The organism is Actinoplanes sp. CA-131856 (genome assembly GCF_050956135.1).
GTDB lineage: Bacteria > Actinomycetota > Actinomycetes > Mycobacteriales > Micromonosporaceae > Actinoplanes.
Genome location: NZ_CP191849.1, coordinates 8704271 through 8719442 on the forward strand (window position 1 = coordinate 8704271; position 15172 = coordinate 8719442).

At 65.4% G+C, this 15172-nt stretch carries 5 protein-coding genes; 1 reads left to right on the forward strand and 4 read right to left on the reverse strand.

From position 1 onward, the window contains the following. The first annotated feature begins 702 nt into the window (after positions 1-702). Entirely contained in the window at positions 703-1182 is a 480-nt protein-coding gene (locus ACQP2X_RS39760) for a DUF6882 domain-containing protein (RefSeq protein ID WP_498690763.1), read from the forward strand. A 741-nt stretch (positions 1183-1923) separates the two neighbouring features. Here the strand turns inward: ACQP2X_RS39760 and ACQP2X_RS39765 are convergent. The 4 genes from ACQP2X_RS39765 to ACQP2X_RS39780 form a co-directional block, all read right to left on the reverse strand. Next, positions 1924-2391, reverse strand: coding sequence for a transposase family protein (locus tag ACQP2X_RS39765; protein ID WP_498690764.1), 468 nt, complete (start codon positions 2389-2391; stop codon positions 1924-1926). Between the two features lie 287 nt (positions 2392-2678). After that, positions 2679-3179, reverse strand: a complete 501-nt coding sequence (locus ACQP2X_RS39770; protein WP_498690765.1) for a hypothetical protein — start codon at positions 3177-3179, stop codon at positions 2679-2681. A 58-nt stretch (positions 3180-3237) separates the two neighbouring features. Continuing rightward, the gene (locus ACQP2X_RS39775) at positions 3238-10122 is read right to left on the reverse strand and encodes a polymorphic toxin-type HINT domain-containing protein (RefSeq protein ID WP_498690766.1); all 6885 of its coding nucleotides are present in this window, start codon (positions 10120-10122) and stop codon (positions 3238-3240) included. A gap of 85 nt (positions 10123-10207) precedes the next feature. Further along, positions 10208-14809, reverse strand: coding sequence for a LamG-like jellyroll fold domain-containing protein (locus ACQP2X_RS39780; protein WP_498690768.1), 4602 nt, complete (start codon positions 14807-14809; stop codon positions 10208-10210). Positions 14810-15172: the final 363 nt, after the last annotated feature.

Consider the following 15172-nt stretch of genomic DNA (forward strand, 5'->3'; position numbering starts at 1 on the left):
ACACTCACTTTTCAAGTCCGAGTTTCTTCGCCGTAATGGTTCCAGCGATAGAGCAGGGGCTCGTCGTCGGCGATGATGTCGTCGGGCGTCACCAGCAAGACCGTGAGATCGTCCGTTCTGGTGAGGCCGGGACACCAGCGCAAGGCCGCTGACGTGCATGGCCGACAAAGCGGCGCATGAGAGAGGACCTCTCGATCGAGGTTGACGATGGTGTAGGCCGCCCGTGGCAGTTTCAGGCCACAGCTTTGACAGCGCCATTGCTCCTGGCAGGCCAGCAACCGGGATGAATCTATGCGCCGCCACTCGGCTCCAGTAGCTCTGACCTGGGTGATCCAGGGGATCGGCCGGCCGTCCGCACGCGGTCGCGGCAGCCCGGCGGGATTGGAGTACGCGCTCAGCCATCTCGGCTTCGTTTGGATATTGATCCCAGCTCATGGTTAGCGGCCTCCTCGATGCCGATGGCGGTCGGCGCCCGATCAACGACTGCAGAGATCACCCGCACGCCGCGGCGGTCCGGACCGCACGCCTGTCTGCCTCTCACGTTGAGTAGCCGATAGGTGAGGGGCAGACATACCCGGCTTGCTGTGAATCCGGATATGGCGCCTGCCTCGGCTTCGAGACGTATGAGAGACTGCGCGGGTGTGGGGCTTTCAGCGTAAGGGCAGGTCAGGTAGCCGATCCGAGAGTGGCAACCAGGCGGAATTGGGCATCTTGCTCTTGCAGGGCGAGGATATGATCAAACAGTTGGCTCATGCTCACGCCTCCTGGGGCTTAGGTTCAGCGGAGCGTTGGGGCCTGGATCAGCAGACGGGTGTCATCACCTGGACCTTCTCCGATAGGACGGCCACCGCTTCGGCCCAGATCATCGGCAGCTACAACCCCTCAAAAGCATCCTGGCAGTGGGCATGGGCTAATGAGTCGATTCTCCCAGCGATGAGCAGAGACTCACGCTCCGTCCGTGAGTGGGCTAAGCAGCATGGCCAGGACGGACTCGTCCACCCACGGGTTAAAGCCGACGCGGAGATGGCGGCCACGCTGTCAGCACTCGCGGTGCGGATCACCCAAGCCACCGGGTTCTATCGGGGAACGGGAAGTTCCGTCATCCCTATCATCACCTTCGGGCCCGTCACGTTGACGACAACGGACGGGGAAACGTCTACTTTCACGATCAACGTTTCTTGACGGATGCACTCCTGGCACGAGCGAGAGTTCAGCCTTGTCACGCCGCGTGACGACGCGCTGCGAGCCGCCGCACGCGGCGCTCGGCATTGCCGGTGGTTGCTGCGCCGGTGCCGTCATGATCTGCAAATGGCGGTTCTTGCCTCCAGCGATGTGTTCGTCCGAAGCCACCTCAGAGTCCTGACCGGTGCCGACCTGTTGGAGACAACGGTCGTCAACGGGGGCGCAGATGACCAACGGAACGCGCACGAGGCGGCGATGCCTCGCCACCTTCAGCGCCACGGTTGCCGGTGATCTCGAGGCGCCGGCAACTCCTTACAGGAGTGAGCATGACTGACAGCTACGGCAGGCGACGGGACTCGAACAGCCCCATCAACAGCGCCGTGTCGTGAGAGGTCCTCCACGACCTCACAGGCAGATGTCCGATTGCCGCGGGTCGGAGACGCGCATCGCCCGTACCGATGCGAGAGAGCAAAGCCAGTGTATCTAGTACGGCAGCCGCCATTTGTGATCATGGCTGGTGTTCGAGGGTGAAGCGGCGGGCGTAATGGGCTCGCCTGGCTCGTGCCTGGTGTCGGCGGCGCCAGCGTGACCAGCGCAAACGGTAGGCGATGCCGCAGGTCAGCTACGGGAGAAGAACGGTGGTCAGGCGGCGGATCTCGTTAACGGTCAGGTCAATCATGTCGGGCTGAGCGTGCCGGGTGCGGGCGTCGGCGGCGCAGATCGCGAAAACGGCGAGGGCGGCTAGGGCCTAGGTGGTGAAGCGGTGCCAGAACGTCCAGGGCGGACCTGGTGCTGGTCGAGACCGACCTGTCCCTTTGCGGATTGGAAGCCCTCTTCCACGGTCCAGCGAACTCCGGCGATGCGCACGAGCTGCGCGAGGTTAGCCGGCCGGGGTGTCCAGCATCGATCAAAAGCCAGCTCACCTGTGGTGTTGTTCCGTCGGATCAACATGCTGTGCCGGCCGTCGCCGTCGGGGTCACCATCGGCGCCGATGTCGGCGAGCGAGGCCCCGTCGTAGAAGCGGGGCCCCTTCGACCCGTCGCCGGTACTGCGGCGGGTCCAGGCGGTAGCGGGCAGGTTCTCGGCCAGTTGGTCGGCGCGGCAGCGGGTCTTGCCAGCGTCGATCGGCACGAGGTGATCGCCGGAGACGACCAGGACATAGCCAAGCCGTCGTTCGCGTAACTGGGCCGACTCATCCATCGACGTCACGCAATCTCGCAGCGTAACGGTCACCGGAGCACTAGCCAGCCGCGCGAACTCATCCCGATCTACAAAGCCCACCACCAGATCGCGACTGCTCAGCAGCGGCGAAACATCCAGGCCTGCCCCTAGGGAAACGGCCTACGCCGACCGGCGCTTAGACCAATAACGTGAGCAGACCCCAGGTCAATTTTGCAAGCGCCCACACCTAATCATGGACGGGCAGAGACCGCCTGCCAAACCGGTCGCTGCCCGTCCATTTTCTGATCATTCTCGCCTAACGCATAGGCAAGGAACTATTCTTCCGGACGGTCGAATGTCTCGACTTTCGTACGGAACTTCGACACGCCACGATCCGGATGCAGCTCCACAATGAAGTCCGGCAAGGCGTTCGGCACAGGACTTCCATCCTCATTGGAAGAGCCAGGCTCAGCCTCCCAATCCAAGAGGTGCACGATTACCGCATATTGACCCGAAGCTAAGGGAATCGCATGCACCTCGGGATCAGACCTTGTTCCTACCAATTCTAGGCGGCTAAGAACTCCATTTCCGTGCGACACGAACCGGTACGGTTCAGAGGATACTGCGATGTATTCCGACTCGCGCTCGCTGATCAGTGATTCGCCCTGGCCAACCTTGACTACGAACTGGAAGCCGCCATCGATTCCCAAGTTGATGGGAACGAATACTCCCTCAGCTACGAAGTCGGCGATTGCCGTGTCATCGGTGAAAAGGGAGTCCCATTGATCGACTCCGGCTCTGCCGTCGAAATACTCCGGCTGCCATAGGGCGAACATGCCAGCGTCTGTACGCAATGGCTGGTCAAGCTGCCACGTTGTCGGTTGCATCTCGCCCCTAACATCTGTCAGATATCGTGATACTACAAACTGTATCACCAGGTTTCAGGCCGAGTGACTTGATCTGCGCCTGAATCTGTCTTCCAAGACTCCGGTTAACCGATTTATCGAGGGGGTTCATATTGCTTACGTCGTCGAGCCCCCCAAGCTGGAGATCGATGGTGTGATCGATATCGGAGCCGGTCACCTTGGCGTAGCCAGCCTTCAACCATTTCCGCAACGCACTGCCGGAGCGGACGACCTTGGTGACAGTTAAGGGCGCCGCGTCATTTAGTGCTTGCACCTTTTCATCCGCCGCAGCCCGCTCGGCAGGACCCCACGTGTCCTTGTATTTCAGGTCGAGCGCCGCACCGTTGCAGTTGTGGACGAGCACCGAGATGGAGCCGGCAACGACGAAATAGGTGTGATTCGTTTCGACTGTCAGGTCGAACATGGTGCGGGCGCCGGAATAGTTGGTGACGCTCGCAATCTGCGGGCTGGTAGCGCTTTCTGATCGAAGGAGTGAGCCGGCGCTCAGGTCACCAGCGTTCACCCAGCGCTGGTTGGCAGCATCCCAGAAAGGATGGTATTGCGTGGTCTTGACCACGGCTTTCCGACCGGCAATGACCACTGTCAGGTCGGTCAGATCGGTGTCGAAGTTGACATGGACCTTGAGTACGGTGCGCTTCGCGCGCTTGCCCGTCACCGGGTCGATGGCAACGACCTTGTCCCCGACCTTGACGTCCGAGATCGCCTTGGTCCTGCCGTCCGCCATCAGGACGAGGGTTGATGCGGCGAAGCTGTGACATCCAGGAGCTTCGTCGGCGGCCCCCTTGGCGGCCTTGGAGGCGGATTTACCGAAGCCGTTCTTGGTCAGGCCGCTGACGACGTTGCTGGCTTCCTTTTTGACACCAGCTGTAGCTGCTGAGGCTGCCGCCTTGGCTCCGGCTCCGGAAGCTAGCGATCTAACGCCGGCTTTGAGACCTTGGCCTGCGATGGCGGACAGGCCACCGGTGAGGCCGCCGACTATTGCTCCGGTCGCGGCGCTTGTTGCCATGCCGCCCCAGCTGAAGTTGCCTTTGTGGTCGACGAGGGTGTCGACGGAGTATTCGACGGCGCCAGCTAGGCCACCGGCGATGGCACCACAGGCCACGACCATGGTTCCGCCGGTGAGCGCGTCGCAGCCAATGCCGACGACCAGGCCGACCGCGGCTCCTGCGACGACGCCTTTATGATCGTCGACCCAGTTCGCCCCCTTGTTCCAGGTCTCCGTACCTTTGTTCCATGCCTTACCTGCTTTGCACTTCCACCCGCACTTCCCCTTCTTCTTGGGTTTATCGGAGGGGGAATCGTTGTGCTGCGGCTTGTCGTCGTCTAGATCGCCGGGCGTCTTGTGGTAACCTCCCCCGCCGCCAGGAGCGGCGTCGTCCCTGGCGATGAGACCTGACGGGTCCGAACGCACTACGGGGCTGTTGTCGGCGTAGGCGTAGCCCTCGAGGGACTGCGGGTCGGCCGAGTTGAAGACCGGGTCGACGGAAATGAAACGGCCCAGCGACGGGTCGTACTCACGGGCACCTAGATGGACCAGACCGGTCAGGTCGTTGGTGCCCCCGACGAAGCCCTTCGTGTTCTCCCAGGTGACGGCGGCGCCGCGGGTAGTGCCAAATGGGGTTTGGCGGCGGATGGTGTCGGTGAGGGTGTCTTCGTCGATGGAGACGTTCTGGGTGCCCTGGTGGTCGCTGGCCAGCCAGGTGATGCCCCTTGAGGTGCGCTGGGCCAGGGTGGCGTCGCTGAAGTCGAAGTAGCGCGTGCAGGAGGTGGCCGCTGTGCTGTTGTTGTAGCGGACCTCCTGGTTCGGCAAGTACAGGGTCTTGCCGGTGGCGTCGCGGCTGATCAGGCGGTTGCCGTCGGCGTCGTACAGGTAGCTGGTACTGCCTGCAGTGTCGGTGACCGACTGGAGATGGCCTTCGGCGTCCCACACCAGGGTTTGGGTGCCGTTGGGGCCGGGGCGGGTCTTGGTGTTGCCGGCCTTGTCGTATGAGTAGCTGGCCGTCTTGCTGCCTACGGTGTCCTTTCTCGTGGTGCTGCGCAGCGCGTGCGGCTGGCCCGTCGTCGGGTCGGTCGGGGTGGTGTCGACGAAGCGGTAGGTGGTGGTCGCGTCGCCGTTGGCCGTGTTGTGGTCGAGCAGGGTCGCTCGCGCGCCGCCTGCCGTGTACGTGTACGTCTGCCAGTACGGGGCGGGACCGCCCAGGGTTTGGTTGGTGGGCGTGGTGGCGCAGTCGTCGGCGTTCGGGGTCCAGGCGTCCTGCAAGCGCTGGTAGCGGTCGTAGATGAAGCACTGGATGTCGCTGTAGCCGCCGCCCGTGGGGGTGTCGGCGATCTTCGTGACGTTGCCGGCGTCGTCGTAGGTGTAGTGCTGGTCGGTGACCGTGTTGGGTGACTTGCCGTCGCGGTGGACGCTGATCTCGTTGAGGCGGCCGGTGGTCTGGTCGGTCTCCATCGAGATGTAGGCCTTGTCGCCGACCCCGCTGTAGAGCCCGGTGTAGAGCTTGTATTGCAGGGCGTGGGCGAGGGCGTCGTACTGGGTGTCGGCGATGAGGCTGGATTGCGCCTCGGTGCCGTAGTTGTTCGTCAGGCTGTACGGCTGGTCGTTGTTGGTGTAGTCGTAGCGCACCGTCTCGCGGAACAGGTCGGCGGTGGCTGGGTACGTCATCGCCTGGACGCTGCCGTCGATGTTGTAGGCGGTGTCGTAGTCGTAGGTGCCGCCGATGCCGGTCTCGCTGGTCGAGATGGTGATCCGGTTCTTGGTCGGCTGGTAGTTCTGGTCGAACACCCGGGTGGCGGTGATGTACTGCTTCGTGCCATCGATCCGGCTGGACTGGTACAGCTGGCCCTTGACCTTGGTGGTGCCGTCGGCGAAGGTCGCGCCGTCATAGTCCCACTGGGCCAGTTGCCCGGAGGAGGTCGGCGTCTTGCCCTTCCACAACGCGGTTTTGCGGCCCAGGTCGTCGTAGGTGTAGTTCAGCCACTGGTCGTTGCCGTCCTTGGTGGCGATGACCTTGCCGGCGTCGTCGTACTCGGTGGCCGAGATGCCGGCGTCCGGGTCGACCGCGCCGGTCTGCCGGCCGAGCAGGTCGTACGTATAGGTCCATTTGCTGCTGTCGGGCGCGGTGACCGAGGTCAGCTGGCCCTTCATGTTGTACGCGTAGTCGGTGTGGTCGTAGGTGGTGCCGGTCGGCGAGCGGGTCGGGTATTGGCGCAGCTGCGTCGTGCGGCCGCGGGCGTCGATCCAGGTGGAGGTGCCGGTGGCGCCCTGCGGCGGGGTGACGTCGGTGTGGTCGCCGCCGTAGTACGTGGTGGTGCGCCATTTCTCGACGCTCTTGGGCTGGAAGATGGACGCGGTGACCCGGCCCGCGCCGTCGTAGACGAACGCGGTCTGGTTGGGCACGTCCTGCTGGATCAGTGGCTTGACCAGGTTGGTGCCGGGCGTTCCGGTCTTGTCCCAGTAGGCGCCGTAGCTGAGCGTCTGCCGGCCGGCCGAGTCGTAGAACGTGTCGCTGAGGATGCGGCCGCCGGACGGGGACGTCGTCTGGGTCTGGCGCGTGCGTAGCAGGCCGTCGTAGAGGGTGTACGACTTGGTGACGCCGCCCTTGGGGTTGAGGTGACTGGTCGTCACCGCGTTCACCCCGTCGGTGCGGATCAGGTAGTCGTACGAGACGTCGGGGGTGTCGGTGCGCTTGCGGCCGGGCTGCCAGACGTCGGTGAGGCGGCCGAGACCGTCGTATCCGAGCTCGGTGCGCAGGTTGTTGATATCGACGGTGGCGGTGGCCAGGCCCCACGCCGGTTCGAGGACGCTGGTGTTGGTCCAGCCCAGCGGGTTGGTGTCGACCGTCTGGGTCACCGGGCCGGTGGTGGCCGGGGTGTACGCGGTCGCCGACCGCTTGCCCAGCACATCCCACGACTCGGTGGCACGGCCCAGGGCGTCGTAGGCCGTGCGGCTGATCTGCTTGTAGGTGGGACTGCCGCTGTTGTACGCGGTCATCTGCTCGACGCTGGTGATGTCGCCCTTGCCGGGCGCGACGCCGTAGGTGTGTGCGTCGTAGTACGTACGGGCGTCACCGATGACCTGCGCTTCGGTAAGGCCGCCCTTGTCGACGGTGGCGCAGCCCACCGCGAAGGTCTGCGCCCGGTGCGGCAGCGACAGGATCCAGTCGGTGGTGTTGCGCGGCTCGTACGTGGTCTGGGTGCACTGCTCGTCGCCGGTGACGGCCTCGTCGCCGAAGTCGTCCTCCCTGGTCACCATGCCGTATTTGTCGAACGTGCTTTTGGTGTACGTGGTCTGCACGTACGGGGCGTGGTCGAGGGTGACCCGCGAGTGGGTGCCCTCGGTACGCACATACCGCGAGTAGACGGTGGCGCCGGCCACCGTTCGGCTGCCGGTGGCGTTCGATTTCCACATGTCGTTGATGGCGCCGGATACCTCGGCACCCCCAGGGCCGCTGAGCAGGGTGCGTGACTCGCGCACCATGCCCGAGTAGGCGTCCTCGTCGGGGACAGATCCGTTTTGGGAGTCCGGCACCGTGTCGGGGCGCGTGCCGGAGGGCAGGTGGTCGCCGTACATGCCGCGGAAGTAGGTGGTCTCGGTGTAGGTCTGTTCGCCGGGGTCGCCGGTGGTGACGCCGATTTTCTGGTAGCCGCGCCATGAGTTCCATGTCTTGGCGTCGTCGGAGATGAGGCCGTCGTCGTCGGCGTAGTGCCAGGCCGGTTTGCCGAGGTAGGTGTAGTGGTGCAGCACGCGCGGGGAGCCGCCGGTGCGGTCGGTCTCGGTGACCTCGTTGACGACGTACTTGTTGAAGTAGTCGGTCTTCTCCGGGTAGCCGGCGGGGGTCCAGCGCACCGGGTAGCAGCGCATGGTGTTCGCCTGCGGGCTGGCCGGCATGCTCTTGCCGGCGACGCAGTCGGTGTCGAGGTAGTCGATGTGGATGATCGAGCCGGTCTCGGTGTTGATGTCGCTGAGCCGCCGCCACTTCATGGCCGGGGCGTTGTCGACGGTGTCGACCCGGTTGTCCATGTCCTTGCCGCCGAACGTGACGTCCGGCAGCGCGGTGGTGCCGCCGACCAGGCCGGCGTGGCCGACCTTGGTCAGCCACAGCCCGGCCCGGGTCCCGTCACCGGGGTCGGGGAAGGAGTGGTTCAGCGTCCATTGCTCGACGTCGCGGAACTTGCCGCCCAGCGCGTCGTACGTGCTGGTCTTGATCGTGGTCAGCCGCTTGGTGGTCCAGAACGACGGCATCCGCGCGTCACACGACGTGGTCGACGTGCACGAGAGGTCCCACGGAGTGTCCGGCCAGTGCGCGGCGTCGTGGGTCGCGCAGTCGGACAGGCACCGGTCGGCGTAGGTGTAGTCGATGCGCGCGGCGCCATGGCCGGTGAAGACGGTGTCCTTGCCGGTGGCCAGGTTCGGCTCGACCCGGGTGCCGTATACGACGTGATCCACCTGGCCGTCACGGACGTACGTCTCGACCTTGCCCGTGCCGATCGACTTGTAGTTGTTCGTAAAGGTGTCGTACCAGTACGACATGGTGTTGCCGTGCGCGTCGACGACGTAGTCGAGGTTCCATCGCCAGGCCCGCTTGCACATCGACGCGGCGAACGTGGCCCCATGGCAGAGCTCGTTGGCCTGGTTGCCGAAGACCGGCACGGTCCAGGCCGAGTTGGTCGTCACACCCGAGGTCCAGCCCGGAAGCTTGTTGCGGCCGAACCAGTACTGCGTGCCGTTGGGGGTGGTGACGACCCACCACTCGCCGTCCTTCGCACCGTTGTCGGCGCCGGTCTTGTGCTCAATCCGGGAACCGTCGTCGGCGCGCAGGTGCCACAGGTTGTCGTTGCTGGAGTCCTTGATGAGCTCGCCGCCGCTGCCGCCGAGGCTCATCGTGGCGTTGTCGGTGACCCAGCACTGGTCGTCGGCGTCCTTGTAGGTGGTGCCGCTGTTGTTGCCGTTGGTGGTGTCGTCGCTGCACGGCTTGAACCGGCGCTCGATGTAACCACCGCCGCCCATCTCGAAGCCCTCACCGATCTCCGAGGGCTGGTTGTTAGACGAGACCATCCGCCCGTCAACCGACTGCGACGAATACGCCAGTTCCACGGTCGGCTCCGGGCCGCCCATCGCGGGCGGCACCCGCATCGGGAACGACCAGGAGAAGTTGCCTGACGAACTGCCCGACGACCAGGTGCCCGAAGGCTGCAGCGTGGTCGCGCCGAAGTTACCGGTCGAGCCCGAGGGAGCGGCGGTCAAGGCCATGACCTGATCCGCTGCGGCGACCTGCACGTCCGCGGAAGCGGTCTTCGCCTTGGTGTCGTTGCGGGTGGGCAGCTCAGTCGCTGTACAGCCCGCCTTGTCCGGGGTGCTCAGCGCACAGTCGGGCAGCGTCACCAGCTTCAGCCGGTTCGACCAGTCCGCGCCGTACGCGGTGGCGAACTTGCTGTAGTCGACGGTCACCGCGGTCTTGGCCGCGGTCGTCGCACCGTCGGCCCGGCGGGCCTTGAACACCACACCCTTGACCCCGGCCCGCGCCGAGGCGGCCTGGTCAAGGACCTGCACATGCAGCTTGCCGGGGGCGACCGCCGCCGCCCGCGCGTTCGCCGCTCCTGGCGCCGCGACCGCGGCACCGAACGTCACCGGGATGCCGGTGGCTCCGGCGGTGACATCGGCGCTGGAAGCCGCGGGCCATACCGGGGCGGGCCGGGCCGAGGCCTGGCGGGCGGTATCAGCCGGCAGCCCCTTGGCCGGCACGCCGGCGACCTTGATCGCGGGTTGCTCGGCCTGCTTGGGCGGGGTGTACGGGTCGGGTTTGGCGGCGATGGCCGGCTGCTGCGACATGGTGACGGCCAGCGCGGCCGTCATCGTCAGGGTCAGCGCCGTTTTCCAACGGGATGGACGGTGTCTCACCGATGTCCTCCACGGGCTACGAGGTGAGGGCTGGGTCATGTCAGGCCGCCGTGGGCGGGGTGAAGGTGATGGACCTGCCGGCGCGCAGGCCGTTGCCGTCCTCGAAATAGCCGATCGAGTTGTAGTCGTTGCCCCAGAAGTAGATTTCGAAGTCCTTGTTGGTCAGGGACCGATCGGGCTGGTTGTTGATGTTCGCGGTGATCGTTCCGCTCTCGTCGATCACCAGCTCGAGGTCGACCCGGGCGTCGGGCACGTCGGTTAGGCCGACGTTGCGCCACTCGATGACGAACTGCCGGTTCGGTGCCGTTCCGGCGAACTTGGTGTAGACCTTCGTCTGCTCGTCGGTGTTCGGGTCGACACCCGGCCAGACCTGCACGCCACCGCCGAGCGTGGAGTCGGCCGGGTCGGCGAACGCAACGGCGCCCCAGGACTGCACGGTGAGGTCGTTGAACGCGTGGCCGTAGAAGCTGACCGGGAACGGCAGCGCGACGCTGGTCTCGTAGCCGTTCTCGCCGAACGACACCGGTGTGTCGCCCGACGTCCAGGCGGCCGAGGTCAGCGAGCACTTGTTGCCGAACGTGTCGCTGGCGGGCCCGAGCTTCAGGTCGGTGTAGGTGCCGATACCGTCGACTGTGCCTTCGGGCAGTTCAACCTCGTTGCAGCCCTGTGCCGCGTAGAGGTTGTAGGTGCCGTTCTCCATCCCCTCGAAGTGGTACATGCCGAACTCGTCGGTGGTGGTGGTCCAGTCGTCGAGCCACACCTGCACACCCGCCAGGGGCTCGTCGTCGGCGCTCCACACCGTGCCGGTCAAGGCGCCGTTCAGGCTGGGGCCCGGCTGTTCCGGCGCGGCGAAGGTGACGGCGGTGCCGGAGGCCAGATCGGGCTGCTGGAAGGCGTACTGCCGTCCGTAGTTGCCGCCCGGGCTGGTGATACCGACCACGGTGTCCGTGCCCTTGGCGAGCTCGTCGTTCAGGCCGGAGTAGTTGAACGTGACGTCGCCGTTGGGGGCCAGGACCGCGTCGAAGCTGACCCGGCTGTCGGTGCCGGCCAGTTGGGCGTTGCGCCATTCGATGACGTAGCGCTGCTCGGCGCCGGTGCCGGTGGTCGCGGTCCACACGCTGGCGGAGTCGTCGATGACCAGGTCGCTCCAGTACGGCGCCAGGGCCGCGGACGGGGCGGAGTGCCGGTCCGGCAGGCTCACCCCGCTGTAGTAGTTGTGCTCGGCGGGGTCGGTGAAGGACACGAAACCGTTCGTCGACACCCACAGCGAGTCATAGCTGTTGCCGTAGTAGGGCATGGTGAACGGCAGCGCGGTGACCTGGGTGGCCTCGTCGTCGCCGGACAGGTTCAGCTTGGTGCTGCCTTGCAGGAACGCGGTCGACGACGCGGTCATGCAGGTATAGCCGTAGGTGTCGGAGTCGGGCGCGAGGATGATCTCTTGGGTGGTGGAGCCGTCGACGACGACTTCCCGCTCGTAGGTCGCCGACGCGCAGCCGATGTTGCTGTTGTCGGCGGTCATCGTGTAGGTGGTGTCATCGACGGCGAACGTGTAGGCGCCGGCGGCGTCGGTGACCTCTGTCAGGTCGCCGGGAGTCAATTTGACCGCGATGCCGGCCATCGGCTTGTTCTTGATGTCCCTGACATGCCCGGTGATCGTCGACGGCTGCACGACGATGACTTCGTGGGTGTCGATCAGCGATGACAACCCGCTGCTGTCGATACTGGCGACGTTCAGGTCGGTCGGCCCGTCCATCGAGCCCGGTACCGCGATCGACACTGTCTTGCTGCCGCCGGCGGCGCTCAGCGCGACCTTGGTGATCGCGCCGCCGGTGCCGAGCTGGTACTGCACGGTGGTGACGCTGGTGTCGCCGCCGGCGTCCAGCAGCACCGACAGGGTGCGCCCGGAGTACGCCTGGTTGCCCTTGGTCCCGGTGAAGGTGACCACCGGCGGGTTCACCCGCTGCATATTGGTGAACTCAACGTCGCTGGTCCCGACGATACGGTTGTAGATCCGCACGTCGTCGATCGAGCCGGAGAAGAATCCGGCGGCCGCGCCGGCCTGCAGGCTGCGGCCGATGGTCACCGGCTTGGCCGAGTCGAACGTCGTCCCCGTGGCGGTGGCCGTCTGCAGCACGCCGTTGACGTAGAGCCGCAGTGCGTGGCTGGTGCCGTCGTAGGTGGCGTACAGCCGCGTCCAGGTGCCGGTCGTGGCGGTCGCGTTGGACAGGACCGCGGCCGTGGTGGGCGCGTCGACGTCGGTGGCCGCGACCGCGAACCGCCACTTCTTGTCGGCGATGCTGTAGCTGAGAAGGAACGGCGAGGTCCGGGTGCCGTCCTGGGCGGCGATGACCCGCTGCCCGGTGCCGGTGGTGCTGTCCAGCTTGACGGTCGCGGCGACCGAGAAGCTCTGGTTCGGGTGCAGCGTGATGCTCTGGCCGGCAGAATTTCTCGTCGTGATCGGCCCGGCCGTCACCGCGTACGTCGACGTGCCGTTGGCCTTGAACGCCTGACCGTATTTGCCGCGGCCCGGCTCGAACGTGGCGTTGGCGAGCGTGGCGGTGTTGCCGTGCTCGGCGACGTCCTTACCGTCACCGTCGTCGAACGTCCACCGGGCGGCCGGCCCGGCACCCGCGGCGACAGTGAAGGAGTACACCTTTGCCGCAGAGAAGTTTCCGGCCTTGTCTCGCGACCACACCCGCAGGTTGTAGGAACGGTCGACAGTCGGGGTCAGGCAGACGGTGACCGATCGGTCTTTGGCCGCGGTCGGCGCTTGCGACGCGCTGGCGCATGAGGTCACCACCGCTGCGGTGCTGCTTTTAGGTGCCTCGACCTGTTTCGCGCTGGCCGGCGACACCGCAGGATCCAGCGAGTAGGCGTAGCCCCAGAAATCGCCAGGAATGGTCGTGGGCGGCTTGATCTGGAAGGCGCCAGTGACACCGACGCCGCCGTTGGCCTGCCCGTCATTGGGATAGATCGTCGATACCACCGCGCTCGGTGGTAGCGGTGCCGTCACATCGACGGTGAACTCGCATGTGGTGGGCTGGCTGTTATCTACTTTGTCTTGGGCGAACGCCTGCAGCGTATAAGTGGCGCCGTCCTGAAGCCTGCCCGCTGGGATCTTGACGATGGCGTTCTGGCCACTGGTGATCGAGGTTTGAGTGACCACATCCGTGCTGTTGCGAACTCCTCCCGTCTTGAACCAGTAGAAGATGCCCTTCAGCGAGTCGCCGTCGGCGTCGTTCAGGTTAGCCACGATCGTCGGCGTCAACGTGCGGACGTAAGGCCGCGAAGCGCCGCTCTTACAGCCCGGCATCTCGCCGATGCTCTGCACTGTGGGCTGGCTCGGGTACGAGTTGTAGTCGACAGACAGGTAGCCCTTGCTGGCGTCGAACTTCTTCCACTGCACCAGGCTCGATTCGTTCGCCGCGCGCAGACCGATCGTGATCGTGCCCTGATTCTCGGCGGCCGCCTTCTGCACCGGGCCCAGCACGCTCCACTCGGTGCGCCGGCGCACCCGGTCGTGCGCGTGACTCAGCGCCGAGGCCACACCGGGCCCCCAGGTGGCGGCGTTGTTCGACCAGTTGGTGCTCGAGGTGATCGTGCCGGTCGGGTGGATCTGCGTCGGGTAGTCGGTGTTGGTGTAGGAGTACACCGTGTCCATCGACAGGATCGCCTTGGTCACGTGCTTCTTACGCAGCGTGCTGACGTTGAACAGGAACAACGAGCGGTAGATCATCGCCTGCGGCTCGTTGGTGTAGCCGACCTTCGCGCACAGGATCGAGCCGTACGGGTCCGGGCAGTCCTGCTTGTCGTAGCTCCAGTACGACTGCGATGGGAACTTGCTGTTGATCATCGTCCAGGCCGTGTACTTGAAGCCGGGGTCGATGTAGACCGGGAACTTCGTCGCCGGGTTGCTCAGCAGGGCCGCATCCGGGTGCACGATCAGCTGGTTGCCGTCGAGCTCGACCGGCATGGCTTTGGAGCGGGCGCCGGCCACGGCCAGTTTCGACGCCGTCTCCGGCGCGGCGCCGGGAGCGCCGGTCTCGCTCGAGTCCCACATCGTCGGTGTGCCGGAGCCGAACAGCGTTTTTCCACTGGCGTCGACCGCGCTCACGCCACCGTCAGTGGCCTGCTTCAGCTTCAGGTTCTTCGTCGTGGTGGTGAACTTGACGGCCGACAGCGCCGGGTTGGCGGCGGCCTTGGCGTTCTTGACGACCAGGGTCTCGGAGAAACCTTCGACATGCGCGGTGAGGACCAGGTCGACGCCCGGCAGCACCTCGGGGTAGGTCACGTCGTCGCCGTCGGTCTTCGGGGTCGGCAGTGCCGTCGGCCAGGTCAGGCTCAGCTGCGAGCTGCCCTTGCCCAGGGTCACCGCCGGGCCGGTGCCACCGCCGGAGAATGACAACGCCATCGACGTGGCCGCCGGCGTGATCCGGCCTTTACCGTCAGCCTTCAACGTGACGTCCGGGGCGACCCAGGCGCCGGCCGCGTCGCGTACGCGCTGCACCTCGATGCCGGTCTGCGAGGTGAACGTGCCGGTCGAGTTGGCGAACACCTGGGTCCGCTCATCACGTTCCGAGAGCACCTCGACGCGGCCGTGACACGCGAGCGCGGCCTGAACGGCGGCGGCCTCTGTAGCCACGCCAGCCGGGCATTTCTGCGCCGGCTGCGCCCGAGCGGCAACCGGCTGACCGGCCACAGCAAGACTGGTTGCCGCTGCTGAGGTAGCTGCCAATAAGGCAAGAAAAGAACGCGCAGAGCGCAGCCTGAACACAGCTTCGTCTCCCCCGATTTGATCCAACGAAGATCGACAACGTAGGAACGGCCTCAGCGCGCAGTCAAGATCAACTATCCGAAGTGGAAACCCGGAATCGGGAAAAACGGGCGAGATCCTTCTGAAACCTTCAGACAGCTACTGGGCTGCGGAAAGAGAGCTTCGAGGCGGCAAGCGGAAATCGATTGAAGTGATCCCGTCGCCGCATCGAGCAGCCAACTACATAAGGCC

What these genes read in the sequence shown, in the direction of transcription:
- ACQP2X_RS39770 (WP_498690765.1), bottom strand. Translation starts at nt 3,179, where the DNA reads ATGTTCGCCCTATGGCAGCCGGAGTATTTCGACGGCAGAGCCGGAGTC.
- ACQP2X_RS39775 (WP_498690766.1), bottom strand. Translation starts at nt 10,122, where the DNA reads ATGACGGCCGCGCTGGCCGTCACCATGTCGCAGCAGCCGGCCATCGCC.